The 16,501-nt window shown below is 48.6% G+C and carries 15 protein-coding genes; 14 read left to right on the forward strand and 1 reads right to left on the reverse strand.

The genetic code is table 11. The annotated features are described in order from the left end of the window. The first annotated feature begins 55 nt into the window (after window positions 1-55). The 6 genes from KI362_RS17020 (at window position 56) to KI362_RS17045 (ending at window position 6,697) form a co-directional block, all read left to right on the forward strand. A complete protein-coding gene (locus tag KI362_RS17020) occupies window positions 56-1,045 on the forward strand; it encodes an AAA family ATPase (RefSeq protein WP_301628876.1) in 990 nt (329 codons plus the stop codon). A 14-nt stretch (window positions 1,046-1,059) separates the two neighbouring features. After that, complete coding sequence (gene hflX, locus KI362_RS17025; RefSeq protein ID WP_301628878.1) at window positions 1,060-2,370, forward strand: GTPase HflX; 1,311 nt, start codon at window positions 1,060-1,062, stop codon at window positions 2,368-2,370. A 44-nt stretch (window positions 2,371-2,414) separates the two neighbouring features. Continuing rightward, window positions 2,415-3,680, forward strand: coding sequence for a methionine gamma-lyase family protein (locus KI362_RS17030; RefSeq protein WP_301628880.1), 1,266 nt, complete (start codon window positions 2,415-2,417; stop codon window positions 3,678-3,680). A 138-nt stretch (window positions 3,681-3,818) separates the two neighbouring features. Further along, window positions 3,819-4,232, forward strand: a complete 414-nt coding sequence (locus tag KI362_RS17035; protein WP_044478780.1) for a MerR family transcriptional regulator — start codon at window positions 3,819-3,821, stop codon at window positions 4,230-4,232. A gap of 18 nt (window positions 4,233-4,250) precedes the next feature. Beyond that, window positions 4,251-5,579, forward strand: a complete 1,329-nt coding sequence (glnA, locus tag KI362_RS17040; protein WP_044478779.1) for a type I glutamate--ammonia ligase — start codon at window positions 4,251-4,253, stop codon at window positions 5,577-5,579. Window positions 5,580-6,298: 719 nt separating this feature from the next. Further along, window positions 6,299-6,697, forward strand: a complete 399-nt coding sequence (locus KI362_RS17045) for a hypothetical protein (RefSeq protein WP_301628884.1) — start codon at window positions 6,299-6,301, stop codon at window positions 6,695-6,697. A gap of 534 nt (window positions 6,698-7,231) precedes the next feature. On the opposite strand, the gene lexA is transcribed toward KI362_RS17045, so the two are convergent. Further along, complete coding sequence (lexA, locus tag KI362_RS17050) at window positions 7,232-7,858, reverse strand: transcriptional repressor LexA (RefSeq protein ID WP_044478777.1); 627 nt, start codon at window positions 7,856-7,858, stop codon at window positions 7,232-7,234. A gap of 184 nt (window positions 7,859-8,042) precedes the next feature. On the opposite strand from lexA, the gene KI362_RS17055 reads away from it, so the two are divergent. The 8 genes from KI362_RS17055 (at window position 8,043) to KI362_RS17090 (ending at window position 16,358) form a co-directional block, all read left to right on the forward strand. After that, complete coding sequence (locus tag KI362_RS17055) at window positions 8,043-8,405, forward strand: LysM peptidoglycan-binding domain-containing protein (protein ID WP_301628886.1); 363 nt, start codon at window positions 8,043-8,045, stop codon at window positions 8,403-8,405. A gap of 178 nt (window positions 8,406-8,583) precedes the next feature. Continuing rightward, entirely contained in the window at window positions 8,584-8,757 is a 174-nt protein-coding gene (locus tag KI362_RS17060) for a DUF896 domain-containing protein (RefSeq protein ID WP_071784176.1), read from the forward strand. Between the two features lie 44 nt (window positions 8,758-8,801). Then, a complete protein-coding gene (locus KI362_RS17065; RefSeq protein WP_301628888.1) occupies window positions 8,802-9,341 on the forward strand; it encodes a hypothetical protein in 540 nt (179 codons plus the stop codon). Window positions 9,342-9,373: 32 nt separating this feature from the next. Then, a complete protein-coding gene (locus KI362_RS17070) occupies window positions 9,374-10,168 on the forward strand; it encodes an HAD family hydrolase (RefSeq protein ID WP_301628890.1) in 795 nt (264 codons plus the stop codon). Window positions 10,169-10,220: 52 nt separating this feature from the next. After that, window positions 10,221-10,640, forward strand: a complete 420-nt coding sequence (locus KI362_RS17075; protein WP_301628892.1) for a FixH family protein — start codon at window positions 10,221-10,223, stop codon at window positions 10,638-10,640. A 226-nt stretch (window positions 10,641-10,866) separates the two neighbouring features. After that, window positions 10,867-14,304: a methionine synthase gene (gene metH, locus KI362_RS17080; protein ID WP_301628893.1), complete on the forward strand. Its 3,438-nt coding sequence runs from the start codon at window positions 10,867-10,869 to the stop codon at window positions 14,302-14,304. Window positions 14,305-14,386: 82 nt separating this feature from the next. Next, window positions 14,387-15,316 (forward strand): ribonuclease Z, encoded by a 930-nt coding sequence (rnz, locus tag KI362_RS17085; protein WP_301628895.1) that lies wholly within the window; start codon window positions 14,387-14,389, stop codon window positions 15,314-15,316. A gap of 223 nt (window positions 15,317-15,539) precedes the next feature. Beyond that, window positions 15,540-16,358 (forward strand): TIGR01457 family HAD-type hydrolase, encoded by an 819-nt coding sequence (locus tag KI362_RS17090; RefSeq protein ID WP_301628897.1) that lies wholly within the window; start codon window positions 15,540-15,542, stop codon window positions 16,356-16,358. Window positions 16,359-16,501: the final 143 nt, after the last annotated feature.

The following is a 16,501-nucleotide window of genomic DNA, read 5'->3' on the forward strand; positions in this document are numbered from 1 at the left end:
CGCCTTTTGAACAACTTCTCTATAAGCTATCCCATTGGTTAGAGGTGATCCATAGATGTCAGGACGTGTTGTGGCCAGAAACGGATTTCCTGAAGAGCGACCTTCAAGACAGATCAATGTCATTCTTCGAAGTTCCGAGCCTCCGGTTGTATCCCAGCCTCAGACACAAGAGAGTGAGGGGCTGCAGGTCGCGGGGGCCAAGGGCAATTCGCAGCAGCAAAACCTGTTTCACGAGCTTCAAAAGGAATTAGACGGCCTAGTTGGTCTGGATCATATTAAGGAATTCATGTTTGAGATATTCGCTCTGCTGCAAATTGCGGCAATGCGCTCAGAGGCAGGTTTGCTTTCAGATCCTCAGGTGTTTCATATGGTGTTTAAGGGGAACCCGGGAACAGGAAAGACTACGGTAGCAAGAATTGTGGCCAAAATGTTTCAGCGGATGGGAGTTCTCAGCAAGGGACATTTGATCGAGGTGGAGAGAGCGGATCTTGTCGGGGAATATATCGGACATACCGCACAGAAGACGAGAGACCTGGTCAAAAAGGCGCTTGGCGGCATTTTGTTCATTGATGAAGCCTATAGCCTGGCTCGCGGCGGAGAAAAGGATTTCGGCAAGGAAGCGATAGATACGCTTGTAAAAGCGATGGAGGATCAGAAGAATCAATTCATCTTGATTTTGGCTGGGTATTCCGATGAAATGGATTTCTTTCTGGCTACAAATCCAGGTCTGCCCTCCCGTTTTCCGATTCAGATGGATTTTCCGGATTACTCGATCGATCAATTAATTCAAATTGCTGAAGGAATGGTTAAGGAACGGGATTATATTTTGATGCCTCAGGCGATACTCAAAATTAAGCAGCATTTGCTTCACGAGAAAAGCGAGACGGAACATCTATTCAGTAATGCCAGATATGTCCGCAATGTGATTGAGCGGTCTATCCGCCAGCAGGCAGTCAGGCTGCTTCAACAATACAGCGGCGGATCACCGGGCAAGCTGGAGCTGATGACGATTCGAACTGAGGATTTGAAGCTAGAGAAGAAATGAGGGCTTATCAAGTCATGTCAAGATTAACCTATGAGACCAGGACGATGGAACCCGATCGGGCTGTTGTTGCCAGTCTGATCACACCGGATATGAAAAAAGAAGGGATATCCCCGGAAAATTCACTGGAGGAACTGATTCAACTGGCTGATACGGCAGGGGTAGAGGTTACCGGGCAGATTGTTCAGTATCGGGACAGGCCGGACCCCCGTTTTTTGCTGGGGAAAGGCAAGGCGCTGGAGTTGAAGGAACTGCTCCAGGAGCAGGAAGCGAATACGGCGATATTCGATCAAGAGCTGTCCGGAGCGCAGGTGCGCAATCTGGAACAGCTGCTTGATGTGCGGATTATCGACCGTACTCAGCTGATCCTGGACATTTTTGCACAGCGTGCCAGAACCCGGGAGGGGATCATCCAGGTAGAGCTGGCTCAGTTGACCTATTTGCTGCCCAGACTGTCTGGTCATGGCAAGAATCTGTCCCGGCTGGGCGGCGGTATCGGAACGCGAGGTCCCGGTGAGAGCAAGCTGGAGACCGACAGACGGCATATCCGCAGACGAATCGGGGAACTGAAGCGGCAGCTTCATGAAGTAACCCGGCATCGTCAACTGCATCGTTCCAGAAGAAAGGAAACCGGGATTGTCCAGGTCGCGCTGGTGGGCTACACCAATGCGGGGAAATCGACTTTATTAAAAGCATTAACAGATGCGGATGTATTGATTGAGAACAGGCTGTTTGCTACGCTGGATCCAACCTCGCGAACGATGGAACTGCCCGGGGGCAGAGAAGTGGTGCTAACCGATACCGTTGGCTTTATTCAGAATCTACCGCATGATCTGGTGGCAGCCTTCCGGGCGACGCTGGAGGAGGTCAATGAGGCTGATCTGATTCTGCATGTCATCGACGCATCGTCCTCTATGCGAGATGAGCAGCAAAAGGTAGTGGACCGCATTCTTCATGAGCTGGGAGCGGGAGGAAAGCCGCAGCTTGTGCTCTACAATAAAATGGATCTCTGTGAAGAACGGCAGAAGGAGATGCTGCATGGCGGCAGCGTCTATCTGAAGGTAAGCGCCTTGAATGCGGATGATATGGACCGTATCCGTGAAGCAGTGCAGGAATCCCTGTCAGCCGGGCTCCGTACCTTCCGGATTCCCGCAGCAAGGGGAGATTTGACGCCGGTTTTGTACAGGATTGGACAAGTCGTAAATCACCGGTATGATGAAACGGATACCATTTATTCGATTGATGTCAGCCGGGGGGAATATGATAAATATGCTTACTTGCTGGCTCCGTTTGCTACAGAGGATCAGGGAGAGCCCATGAAGCATTAAGTCTTTTAGTTGGTTTTAATTTGGATGGGAGAGGGATTATCAACATGGCAGCATTTTCAGAAGAGATTGTCCGCTGGGTTCAAGAGGCGGAGGAGCAGGTGACGGACAGATTTCGCGAGCTTGACCGGATCGCCGATTTGAATCAATGGAAGGTGATCGAGGCTTTCCAGAAGTTTCAGGTCAGCGACTTTCATTTTGCCGGATCGACCGGTTATGCTTACAATGACCGAGGAAGAGAGATTCTTGATCAGGTCTATGCCGAGGTGTTCGGTGCGGAGGCCGCGCTTGTGCGCCCGCATTTCGCTTCCGGGACGCATACGATTGCCACGGCGCTGTTTGGGGTGCTTCGTCCTGGTGACGGACTCTTATACATTTCAGGAACACCTTATGATACCTTGCACAAGGTAATTGGTACGCCGGGCGATGGCACCGGATCGCTTCAGGATTTCGGAATCAATTATGATGAAGTTCCGTTGCTTGCGGACGGCACCGTAGATTGGGATAGTGTCGGTGACAAGATGACCGATCACACCAAGGTCATCGGAATCCAGCGATCCCGCGGCTATGATTGGCGGGATTCCTTCTCCGTTGCCGAGATCGGGGAAATGGTTGCCAGAGTAAAGCGTCTGCATCCTGATTGTATTGTGTTTGTCGATAACTGCTACGGCGAGTTCACGGAGGAACTGGAGCCGACCCAGGTAGGTGCTGACCTGATCGCAGGCTCACTGATCAAAAATCCCGGCGGAGGCTTGGCGGAGACCGGAGGTTATATTTGCGGCAAAGCGAAGCTGGTAGAATTGGCTGCTTATCGATTGACTGCGCCTGGAATTGGCGGAGAGGTTGGCGCTATGCTGGGCACGACCCGCGGCATCTACCAAGGACTGTTTCTTGCTCCGGTGATGGTCGGACAAGCTGTGAAGGGAAGCATTTTGGCTGCAGCTGTATTTGCCAAGGCGGGGTTCTTGAGTCGTCCGGCTTGGGATGCCAAGCGCACCGATTTGATTCAGGCCATTTCCTTTGGGCGTGAAGAGCAACTAGTTGCCTTCGTTCAGGGTATACAGCGAGCTGCAGCCGTGGATGGGCATGTGGTGCCGGAAGCATGGGATATGCCCGGCTATGAGCATCCGGTCATTATGGCCGCCGGTACCTTTATTCAAGGAGGGAGTCTTGAGCTGTCGGCAGATGCCCCGATCCGCGAGCCTTATATTGCTTATATGCAAGGCGGACTCACCTATTCTCATGTGAAATTCGGTATTTTAACCGCGCTGCAATTAATGCTGGAACGTAAGTTATTAGAGATTTCCGGCTAATAGATTTGAAAAAGAAGTACCTTTCTGATAAATTCGGGAGGTGCTTCTTTTTGTAAGTTAATCTCACATAAGTATTGACATGTCAGGATACTTTACATAGAATAATAACATGATTATCTAACTGGAAGGTTGAGAGCGATGAGTGACGAAATTCGCAGAAATATGGCCTTGTTTCCGATTGGAATTGTAATGAAGCTCACGGATTTAACGGCTAGGCAAATTCGTTATTACGAGCAGCATCAATTAATCGTTCCCGCACGCACATCCGGCAATCAGCGATTGTTCTCGTTTAACGATGTGGAACGCTTGTTGGAGATCAAGGGTCTTATTGATAAAGGGGTTAACATTGCCGGCATCAAGCAGGTGATGAACCCGATGACCAAGGATTCTCAAGAGGCTACCGTAATTACGAAGGATACCGAAGTGAAGCGGAAGGAAATGTCTGATTCCCAACTGTACCGGATGTTAAAGCAGCAGTTATTAACTGGAGGAACACGGCCGGGTCAGGTATCGTTGATCCAGGGAGAACTGTCCAGCTTTTTCAAATTATAAACATGGGGAGAGATTGGTTTGGGTTACACTAGAGAAGATATTATACGTATTGCCAAAGAAGAGAATGTTCGCTTTATCCGCTTGCAGTTCACGGATCTGCTCGGTACGATCAAGAACGTTGAAATCCCGGTGAGCCAGCTGGAAAAGGCGCTTGATAACAAGATGATGTTTGACGGTTCATCCATTGAAGGGTATGTACGCATTGAAGAATCCGATATGTATCTTTTCCCGGATCTGGATACTTGGGTTGTATTTCCTTGGGTAGCAGAAGACCGCGTTGCTCGTCTGATCTGTGATGTGTATATGCCGGACGGCACTCCTTTTGCCGGCGATCCTCGCGGGATTCTGAAGCGCGTACTGCGTGAAGCTGAGGAAATGGGCTACACTTCCATGAATGTGGGTCCTGAGCCGGAATTCTTCCTGTTCAAGACGGATGAAAAAGGCAATCCAACCATGGAACTGAATGACCAGGGCGGGTACTTCGACCTTGCTCCTACGGATCTTGGCGAGAACTGCCGTCGCGAAATCGTATTGACTCTGGAAGAGATGGGCTTTGAAATCGAAGCGTCTCACCATGAAGTTGCCCCTGGTCAGCACGAAATTGATTTTAAATATGCAAATGCGGTTAAAGCTGCAGACCAAATTCAAACCTTCAAGCTGGTTGTAAAGACCATTGCCCGTCAGCATGGATTGCATGCGACATTTATGCCGAAGCCGCTATTTGGCGTTAGCGGTTCGGGCATGCACTGTCACCAGTCGTTGTTCCGCGGCAATGTAAATGCATTCTATGAGGAAAGCGATGCGCTGGGACTGAGTCAAGAGGCTCGCCATTACATGGCGGGTGTTCTGAAGCATGCTCGTGCATTTGCGGCGATCACTAATCCGACCGTCAACTCTTATAAGCGTTTGGTTCCTGGTTATGAAGCACCTTGCTATGTTGCCTGGTCCTCCAGCAACCGCAGCCCAATGATTCGTATTCCTGCATCGCGCGGACTGAGCACACGGATTGAGGTTCGTAATCCGGATCCTGCTGCGAACCCTTACCTTGCTTTGGCGGTTATGCTGAAGGCAGGCCTGGACGGCATTAAGAACAAGCTTCCGCTGGTGGATCCGGTGGATCGCAACATCTATGTAATGTCCGAAGAGGAAAGAATCGAAGAGGGAATCCCTAGCTTGCCGGTTGACCTGAAGGAAGCGATTAACGAATTGATCCGCAATGAGGTCATTACGGAAGCGCTCGGCGATCATGCCCTGACCCACTTCTTCGAATTGAAGGAAATTGAGTGGGATATCTTCCGCACGCAAGTTCACAACTGGGAAAGAGATCAATATATGACTTTGTATTAATCGAGAAATCCCCCGAGGCCGATGGCTTCGGGGGATTTTTTTTATTGCGGCTTTAACCAGTTGAGCACGCGAAGCGTGTGAAACAGAAAACCAGCCGCTATGCGGGTGGAGGGAACAAGGGTGGCACCTAATTTCTGAACTTTCGCTCTGCATTTAAAAATAGGTGTATAGAGTACAGTTAGATTCGCAAAAAACTCAGCCATTCTGAAAAAAACAGACATTTTTTGACGGTTGACCTGAACGTTGTTCCTTATGGAGCACTGCTGGGGTACCTTGTTTTAATGCTTTATCCACACAATGGTTGAATTTTAGGCATCGTGACATTTACGAGCTCAGCAATTTTAGGAATACTCAATCCGTCAACGAAGTATAACAATATACGAACACGCTTAACAGGACGATATCCTTCTTTTCGAGCTTGACTGATGCGTTGTAACTAGAGCAATTCAAGCAACAATGCAGACAGCATGCAAGCATCGCAATCGATACATTTGCTCCGGAGAAGTGCTTGGTTTAACGGACATTACGTCTCCTTAAAGGCCACTATTGATGAAGCCAGAAATGTAACGGACATTTTGGCTGCTAAGATAGGTGAGTTGCGTGAATCAGAGCCTTATGAGCGTTCTAAATGCCGAAAATGTCCGTTACCCTCCAAAAATGTGCGAAAAAGTCGGCTAATAGTTCAAAATGTCCGTTAGCACATCCAAAGATACTCCTCCTTGTTAAACTTTCCTTCAAAATATATTTATGACCGTTGCATTAAAACAATTGGCAACAATCAGTTTGAAACGGATGAAATCACCGCCTCCGGCTTAACGGCGGAGAAAGCTTCAAAGGTTAATGCGCCGCGAATCAAAGAGTGTTTTTTGAATATCGAATGTGAGTTTCTATGGGAACATGAGCTTTTCGAGGGAGGTCAGGAGGCGGCGATTGCATTGAAAGCCGTCAATATTTGTATGGATAGCGAACGCTACGACCAAAGTAAACACGCCAGATACGGAAAAAACGGATATTTGTATCAAATTGACCAACCAACTAATCCAGAAACAGGAGAGGCCACGCTGATAAATTACGGAACATTGGAACCGGGCGATCCCCTTGAGTGGATTACGAAATAAGCATTTACGTTTTTTTGCAGGGAGGATAAGAGTGAGAAATTACTCGTGCAATATAGTGCCCAAACCAAAGGATTACTTGTACCCTCGCAAATCAGTTTCTTACTTGCCGTAGGAACGATAGGAAGCAGGGAATCAAGTTAGGAGCTAACTACTGGTTAAAAAGCAAACTAAATGATTTTTTAATGAGTATTGTTCATAGTGTTGTTTTTACCGCAGGGGATTCAATTGGTCGCAATTGTATTAATGTACGAGTATGTGAACCCTTATTTGGGAAGAGTTATTAAAAAGAGTTGCATGAAAACAAAGATTCCCATTGGTTTTTTACGTTTATCTTCTTTGTTCTATTCGTTTTTATACAAGTTAACGTTACTTAAAAAAGGGCCGAGACCCCTTTTTATTGTCAAAGACGACCATACCCTATGCGTAAGGTCCCACATGTACAGACAAACTTCCTCGTCCTCAAAAGAACTTAGGAGTTTTTCTGCATTCAAAAAGACGCCCTAAGGCGTCTTTTCCTACATACAGTATCAACAATCAGTGCAAATCCCGGAACAGGCCGATAACTTTGCCCAAGATGGTAACCTGCTTCAAGCGAATAGGCTCCATGGTCGGGTTCTCGGGTTGAAGGCGGATATGATCCTTTTCTTTATAGAAGGTCTTGACAGTAGCTTCATCATCTTCATTCATGGCAACGACAATATCTCCGTTGTTGGCGGTCTGCTGTTGCTTGACGATGACAAAGTCTCCGCTATGTATGCCAGCCTCGATCATGCTGTCACCCACAACGGACAACATAAATACTTCTCCTTCTTCCCCGTAATGCTGCGGAAGCGGGAAGTAGTCTTCGATATTCTCGGTAGCCGTGATAGGAACACCGGCTGTTACCTTGCCTACGACAGGAACACGGGCAATGCTATGTGTGAATAAAGCCAGTCCATCCTCATCCTCTTGGCCGAGTATTTCAATGGCTCTCGGTTTGGTAGGATCCCGTCGGATCAGACCTTTCTTCTCCAGGCGGTCAAGATGACCATGAACGGTCGAGCTGGACGCCAGTCCAACAGCTTCCCCGATCTCACGGACGGAGGGAGGGTAGCCTTTCATACGGACCTCGTTGCGGATAAATTCTAGTATTGCCTGTTGACGGCTGGACACCTTGGACATTTCAATATCCCCCATTAGTAACGTTTGGGAAAATTATAACATAGAACTGCCGTTCGTACAAACATAAGTTCTAAATTAAAATAAAAATAAAGGGAACAATTGTTCTGAAAAGTATTGAATCAAACAAGTGTTCGTGTTATATTAAAAAACAAGAACGAGAACATTTGTTTGGAGGATGAGAATAATGTTAAAATACACTACATATAAAAGTATCTATGAGACACCCGAATCGGCTCCGTCGGCTTCCTTCCTTGAATCCTTTATGAAGACATGGGGAAAGGGGGCTGTAAAGTTGGTCCTGTTTCTTTTACTTCTAAGCGTCACGGGAACCGGGGTCGTTTCTGCATTTGCTTCATCTGACAGTCCTTCGAATAAACAGGAATCTGCTACGGTGGTGGTTGTTCATGGAGGGGATACACTGTGGGAGATTGCCTTGGCTCATAAGCCTGCAATCGAGGATACGCGTGTCTATGTAGAGAGAATCAAGCGGTTTAACGACTTACATTCAAGTAATATCCGGGTTGGCGATACCTTGAAAATGCCTTGATCAGCCCTATGGGTTGGTGACGCATTTAATCCATATCATGAGTTCGGATTTACAGCAATTTCATTGCTTCCCAGAAAGAGCTTGACTCAAGGATTGACTTGCCTTGACAAGCTCTTTTTCTCATGTCAAAGTAAGATTGTTGTATTATTTTTTTCTACTAGATGTCAGGAGGGACACCATGGATATAGATGCTTTGATTCAACGAATCAACGAACTGGCCCGGAAGAATAATTCCGAGGGCTTAACGGAAGATGAAAAGCTGGAAAGAGCGCATCTGCGTGAGGTTTATCTGCAAAATGTCCGGAGAAATTTCCGGCAGCAGCTGGAATCCATCGAAATTGTGGATAAATAAAGCAAAGCAACATTGACTTCATCATTGAACTAGGAGGAGCAAGAATGGGATCGTTTGACCGGAAAGTGGAACGGAATCAAAAGAAGATGTACAAAAGTGGGAAGGGGCCTGCCGTAAAGACCAGATCAAACAGGGATCCCCGCACCGCGCTTGGCCCAAAGGGGGATGGCGAGATTTTTAAGGGCCGCAAGATTATTCTGCCTGTCGTATTGGCGCTCTTGGCCGTACTGTATGGCGTGATCGGAACGGTCGGAAACACAGCTGAGCTAAGTTCTACTATTTTCTGGCTGACGATCGTCTTGTACCTGCTGCTGGCTCTGATGATTTTCCTTAGAAGACCCTATCTGAGAATCGACAGAAACTGGCTCTACACTTCCAAGTACAACCGGGACAAGATCATTGAAGCGAACAATATCAGCAAGATCAAAGTGAGCAAAAACCGCAGCAAAATCACGATTGTTCCTAAGAGCAAGGACGTAAACTGGGTATTCTCCCGCAGCCGCAATCTGTTTGATACTCAAGCCATGGCTGCTCATTTGGAGCAATATGCAAAAGTACACCATGTAGCATTTGAAACGGAATAAAAAAATTGTTCTAAGCAGGGAGTGCGAGTGGAATGACGATTAAGGCCGTATGTTTTGACTTGGACGATACATTGTTATGGGATGATCGCAGCGTCCGTGAAGCTTTTGAGGCAACCTGTCTGAAGGCACAGGAGGCCGCCGGAACCGATCCGGTTAAGCTGGAGGAAGCTGTACGCAGAGAAGCCAGAGAGTTGTACGAGTCTTATGAGACATTCCCATTTACAAAAATGATCGGCATCAATCCGTTCGAAGGCTTGTGGGCTACCTTTTCGGCGGGAGAACAACCGGAATTTCGTAAGCTGGAGCAGCTGGCCCCGGTCTATCGCAAGGAATCGTGGCTTCGAGGTTTGTTATCGCTTGGTGTGGATGATGAGAGGCTTGCCGGAGAACTCGCTGACCTGTTTGGACGGGAACGCCGCAGCCGCCCTCATGTGTACGAGGAGACCTTCCGCATTCTTGACGAGTTGAAGGGGAAGGTTAAGCTGCTTCTGTTGACGAACGGATGTCCGGCGCTGCAGCAAGAGAAGATTAACGGCGTGCCTGAGCTGGCGCCCTATTTTGATCATATTGTGATTTCGGGATCTTTCGGAAAAGGAAAACCGGATCTGACGATCTTTGAGCACGCATTGGAGAAACTGGAGCTGAATGCAGATGAGTGTCTGATGGTCGGCGATAAGCTGACAACAGATATTTGCGGCGGACTTGGGGCCGGAATGACAACGGTATGGGTGAACCGTGAGCATAAGGCGCGCACTGATGAGATCGTTCCGCACCATGAAATTGAGCACTTGTCAGAACTGCATGCTATTATTGAAGCTCATGCTTAAGTCATGAACAGGATATTACCTTGTTGATCAAAATAAAGGAGGGGAAAGAAGGATGAAAATATGTCTACAGAGATTATTGCTGCCGGCATTATGCGCTTTAATCCTTCTCCTTGGGGGCTGCGGAAACAAACAGGAACCGTATAACCAGGCTTCCGTCGGTGTGACAGAGGCGATTCTGGTGGAGTTGACCGTCATTCCGGGCGAGGTGAAGGTCGGGGAAAGCATCAGGTTTGAGGCAAAAGTGACCTATCAGGATCAGCCGGTGGATGATGCAAAAGAGGTTATGTTTGAATTAGTTAGAACAGACGGATCGACTGATGAAAGCGTCATGGAAACGGTATCGAGTTCGGGAGAGGGCCTTTATGTGTGGGAGACATCCCTTGATGAAGCCGGGGAGTATGAAGTGACTTCCCATGTTACGGCATTGGATCAGCACTCCATGCCATCGGAGACATTCATTGTGAATGAATAAGCTATTTGAGGAGCGCCTGCCAAGCGCTCTTTTCTTATGCTTTCAAACATTCGAACGATTTTCAGAATCTATTTAATTAATGTTCGGAAATATTTAACTACACTAAATAAATAGGATTACTATACTTAATGAAACGAGCAACTGCTAAGCTTAAGAAGATTATCCCTTTTCTTAACGGCTTGCTTCTGCTAAACTAAAACATAACGTTTTACGGGAGGGATTGATCATGAGTAAACCTAGCTTGGAAATGATGATGAAAGAACGAATATTAATACTTGATGGGGCTATGGGTACCATGATCCAGCAGGAGAATCTGGGAAGCGAGGATTTCGGCGGCGAAGAGCTGGACGGATGTAACGAAATTCTCGTGCTTACACGACCTGAGCTGATTCAAAACATACATGAACAGTACCTTGAGGCGGGCGCTGATCTAATTGAGACGAATACCTTCGGGGCAACCTCGGTGGTTCTGGCGGAATATGACCTGCAGGATCGCTCGCGCGAAATTAACCTTGCGGCAGCTAAATTGGCTGTGGCAGCTGCGGACAAATATAGCACGCCTGAGCACCCCCGATATGTGGTTGGCGCGATGGGACCTACGACAAAGACACTGTCTGTTACCGGAGGAGTTACGTTTCAGGAATTGATCGACACCTATGAAGAGCAGGCGATTGCTCTGATTGATGCGGGTGTTGATGCACTGTTGCTTGAGACTTCTCAGGACACATTGAATGTAAAAGCAGGCAGCATCGGAATACGCAATGCGTATACGAAGACAGGGAAATCTCTGCCGCTCATGATCTCGGGTACGATTGAGCCGATGGGGACAACCCTTGCCGGTCAAAATATCGAGGCCTTCTATATTTCGCTTGAGCATCTCAAGCCGATTTCGGTAGGTTTGAACTGTGCGACCGGACCGGAATTTATGCGTGATCATCTTCGCACCTTGTCCGAAATGGCGAAGGCAGGGGTGAGCTGTTATCCAAATGCCGGTTTGCCTGACGAAAACGGAAATTATCATGAGTCTCCGGATTCGCTGGCCAAGAAAATGGCTGGTTTTGCCGAGCAAGGCTGGCTGAATATTGCTGGAGGCTGCTGCGGCACAACTCCTGCCCATATCCGGGCGATGGCCGAGCAATTGAAGGCGTATCCTCCGCGGCCGTTAACCGGCAATCATTTGCCTGCCATATCCGGAATTGATCCGGTATATATTGAGAGTGACAATCGGCCTTATATGGTCGGAGAGAGAACGAATGTTCTGGGTTCTCGCAAATTCAAACGCTTAATCGTGGAAGGCAAATATGAGGAAGCTTCCGAAATTGCCAGAGCCCAGGTAAAGAGCGGTGCACAGGTCATTGACGTATGCGTTCAGGACCCGGACCGGGATGAAGCCGAAGACATCAAGAAGTTCCTTGAACTGGTTGCTAAAAAAGTGAAGGTACCGCTGATGATCGATACCACCGACCCTAAGGTGCTGGATTTAGCGTTGAGCTACAGCCAGGGGAAATCGATTATTAACTCCATTAATCTTGAAGATGGGGAAGAAAAGTTTGAGCATGTTACTCCTCTGATTCATAAATATGGCGCTTCGGTTGTCGTAGGAACCATAGATGAGCGGGGACAAGCAATCAAACGGATGGACAAGCTGGAGGTTGCCAAGCGGTCTCATGATCTGCTTGTGCACAAATATGGTCTTCAAGCGGAAAACCTGATCTTCGATCCGCTTGTTTTCCCTGTTGGCACGGGGGATGAGCAATACCTCGGTTCAGCGAAGGAGACGATTGAAGGAATCAGGCTGATTAAGCAGGAGCTTCCTGCTTGCCAGACTGTGCTTGGGATCAGTAATGTCTCGTTCGGGCTTCCGGAGGCAGGACGCGAGGTGCTTAACTCTGTATTCCTGTATGAGTGCACCAAGGCGGGTCTTGATTATGCCATCGTCAATACGGAGAAGCTGGAACGCTATGCCTCGATTCCGGAGGAAGAACGCAGACTCGCTGAAGAATTAATCTACAATACAAATGATGAGACATTGGCTGCCTTTGTTGCTGCATTCCGCAATAAGAAGACGGAGAAGAAAGAAAAGGCAGTCCTCCTGAGCCTGGAAGAGCGCCTGGCATCTTATGTTGTTGAAGGCTCGAAGGAAGGCCTGATTCCGGATTTGGAGGAAGCGCTGGGCAAATACTCTGCGCTGGAGGTCATAAACGGTCCCTTGATGGCCGGGATGGAGGAAGTAGGCCGGTTGTTCAACAAGAATGAACTGATCGTGGCCGAAGTGCTGCAGAGCGCAGAGGTGATGAAGGCCTCGGTAGGCTTCCTGGAGCCTCATATGGAGAAGAATGAAAGCTCGGTAAAAGGGAAGATTTTGCTGGCTACCGTTAAAGGCGACGTGCACGACATCGGCAAAAATCTGGTGGAGATTATTCTATCCAATAACGGTTACAGAATCATCAATTTGGGTATAAAAGTACCACCGGAACGGATCATTGAATCCTGCCGGGAAGAGAAGCCGGATGCGATCGGCTTGTCCGGACTGCTGGTGAAGTCTGCCCAGCAGATGGTTACCACCGCACAAGATTTGCGGACGGCAGGTATCGATGTCCCGATTTTGGTTGGCGGTGCCGCCCTGACCCGAAAATTTACTAGAACAAGAATTCGGCCGGAATATGAAGGCATGGTGTTGTATGCGAAGGATGCAATGGACGGGCTTGATCTGGCGAACCAATTGATGGATCCTTCCCGCCGGGAGCTGATCCGGCAGGAACAGATTAAGGAGCTCGAGGCGGATGCGGTCCAGAAGCCTGTTCAACCTTTGCCGACGCTAACCCGTGCGCTGAGATCAAACATCTCTCCGGATGCCCCGGTGTATATCCCGCCGGATCTCGATCGCCACGTGCTTCGGGACTATCCGATTGATCACATTATTCCGTACATTAATATGCAAATGCTGCTGGGCCATCATCTCGGCTTGCGAGGCTCCGTGGAGCAACTGCTGGCTTCCGGCGATGAGAAGGCAATACAGTTGAAGGAAACAGTCGATTCTATTTTGCAATCGGCCGTGCAGCACGGTACGATAAAGGCACAAGCGATGTACCGTTTCTTCCCTGCACAGTCACGGGGAGATGATATTCTGGTCTATGACCCTGCAGATCCTTCTCGTGTGCTCCACACCTTTACCTTCCCAAGACAACGGGTCGAGCCCTTCCTGTGTCTTGCGGATTTCCTTAAATCGGTTGAGAGCGGGGTTATGGACTACGTAGGCTTCCTCGTTGTTACAGCAGGTCAAGGCATCAGCGAGCAGTCGGAGCAATGGAAGCAGAACGGCGATTACTTGCGTTCACATGCTCTTCAAGCCGTTGCTTTGGAGACGGCAGAGGCGCTTGCAGAACGGGTTCACCATATCATGCGCGATATCTGGGGCTTTCCGGATTCGCCTGAAATGACAATGAAGCAGCGGCATGGTGCCCGATATCAAGGTATTCGAGTGTCTTACGGCTATCCGGCTTGTCCGGATCTGGAATACCAGCAGCCGCTATTTGAGCTGATGAAGCCGGAAGACATCGGAATACAGCTTACTGACGGCTTCATGATGGAGCCGGAGGCCTCGGTCACGGCGATGGTCTTCGCGCATCCTGAAGCACAGTACTTTAATGTCGACAAAGCTTAGAATCCCCGTTCCAGGAACCCTCCGAGATCTCGGAGGGTTTTGACAATGCGGGTGATTCCCGGGAATGAGATGGAGGCGAATTATGGATCTGTACTTTATGGGAACCAATGCCGGAGTGCCTTCTCTGGAGAGAAATGTAACCTCCCTAGCATTAAGATTGTTTGATGAGCGGAGAAGCTTCTGGCTGTTCGACTGCGGCGAGGCGACACAGCATCAGATTTTGCGTTCACCGTTAAAGCTGAGCAAGCTTGAATTTATCTTTATCACTCATTTACACGGTGACCATCTGTTTGGCCTGCCCGGATTATTGTCGAGCAGGGCCTATCAGGGGGGAGATACGCCGCTCGTACTGTTTGGACCTCCAGGGGTCAAACGGTTTGTGAATACTGTGCTCGAGCTCAGCGAATCCAGAATTAATTACAAACTGGAGATCGTAGAGCATGAAGGGGGCAGCTTATTTGAGGATGCCTCGTTCCGGGTAGAGTCTGCGAAGCTGGATCATCGGATTGACAGCTACGGCTACCGAATCGTGGAGAAGAGTCAGCCCGGTAAGCTGAACCAGGAGCTTCTGGCCAAGCATGGCATCTCGCCGGGGCCTCTCTATGGTCAATTGAAGCGAGGGGAGAGTATACGGACATCGGACGGGACCATTCTGCGTCCTGAGGATGTGCTAGGAGAACCGAAGCGTGGAAGAATCGTGACCATTCTCGGAGATACGCGTCCTTGTCCGGCCGAGCATCCGCTTGCAGATAGAGCGGATGTATTAGTGCATGAAGCGACCTTCATGCATGACCTGGCTGAAACAGCCTATACTTATCATCACAGTACGGCGCGCCAAGCCGCCGAGGTTGCCAAGCAAAGTGAATGTAAAAGCTTGTATCTTACCCACTTTAGCTCGCGTTACAAATATGAGCATCAGCTGCAACAACTGCTGTCTGAGGCAAGAGAGGTTTTTCCGGACTCCTATCTGGCTCAGGAGCATGAGCTGTACCCGGTCCTTCGAGGAGAATAAAATATTTTCCGGGAAAGCGCAGGAAATGACAGTTGCTACCAAGGTTAGCAGGCTATAAGTTTGCCATTTGGACTGTTCTTGAGCGTATTCGACAAAATCTAGGCTGATTTAAATTGTTTTTGGAAATAAAATAGTTTTTGGAAATAAGCAACTGGAGGAATTTGCCTGCTCTTTGTATTTATAGGTACAATAGAGATCAGAGGGCGAATAAATGAACATGGCCATGATGCGATGGAAAGCTTATCTGATTGATCTTGATGGAACTTTATATCATGGAAATCGTATGATTGATGGAGCAGATATTTTGATAGCGGGACTACAGCAGGCTTCGATCCCGTATCTCTTTGTAACGAACAACTCTTCAAAGACGCCGGAAGAGGTTGCCGGGCGGTTATCCTCCATGGGGATTCCTGCCAAGGCGGATCACGTATGCACCTCGGCTGTGGCGGCAGCTGAATATATAGCGCAGGAACAGCCTGGATGCCGGGTCGCTTATATCGGCGAACAGGGATTGTCCAGCGCGCTGGCGGATGCCGGATTGAGGCTTGTGGAGGATGATCCTGAAGTGGTAGTGCAAGGGATCGATCTTTCTTTTACATATGACAAGCTTGCAAATGCGGCAGGCTGGATCAGAAATGGAGCCAAGTATGTGTTAACCAACCCGGATCTCTTGCTGCCTGCGAATGGCGGGCTGATGCCGGGGGCAGGAACTCTGTCAGCCGCGATTCAAGCAGCTACCGGCTGCAAGCCGGTTGTCATCGGCAAGCCCTCGGGGATTCTTATGAAGCATGCGATCGATCGTTTGGGATTCAGCCCGGAAGATGTTGCGGTTGTCGGTGATAATATGCTGACGGACATATCTGCAGGCGTGCAAGCCGGATGCGGAACCATCCTTGTACTTACCGGACTTACAACCGACGCGAATCTCCAGAGCTTTATTGCTGATGCGGGAGTACAGCCGGATCTGATTTACCGTGATTTGCATGAATTGCGTCAGAGCATCACAGGTATATTGCTGATGCGGGAGTACAGCCGGATCTGATTTACCGTGATTTGCATGAATTGCGTCAGAGCATCACAGGTGCATTCTAAGAATTGAGAACACTTCACACGTTGCCCCAACTTAAAAAAATCATTTGGTTCAATGTAGATGTAAATGCAAAGCTATATAAGTTGAGCTATAAG

Source organism: Paenibacillus apis, assembly GCF_018333295.1.
GTDB lineage: Bacteria > Bacillota > Bacilli > Paenibacillales > Paenibacillaceae > Fontibacillus > Fontibacillus antibioticophila.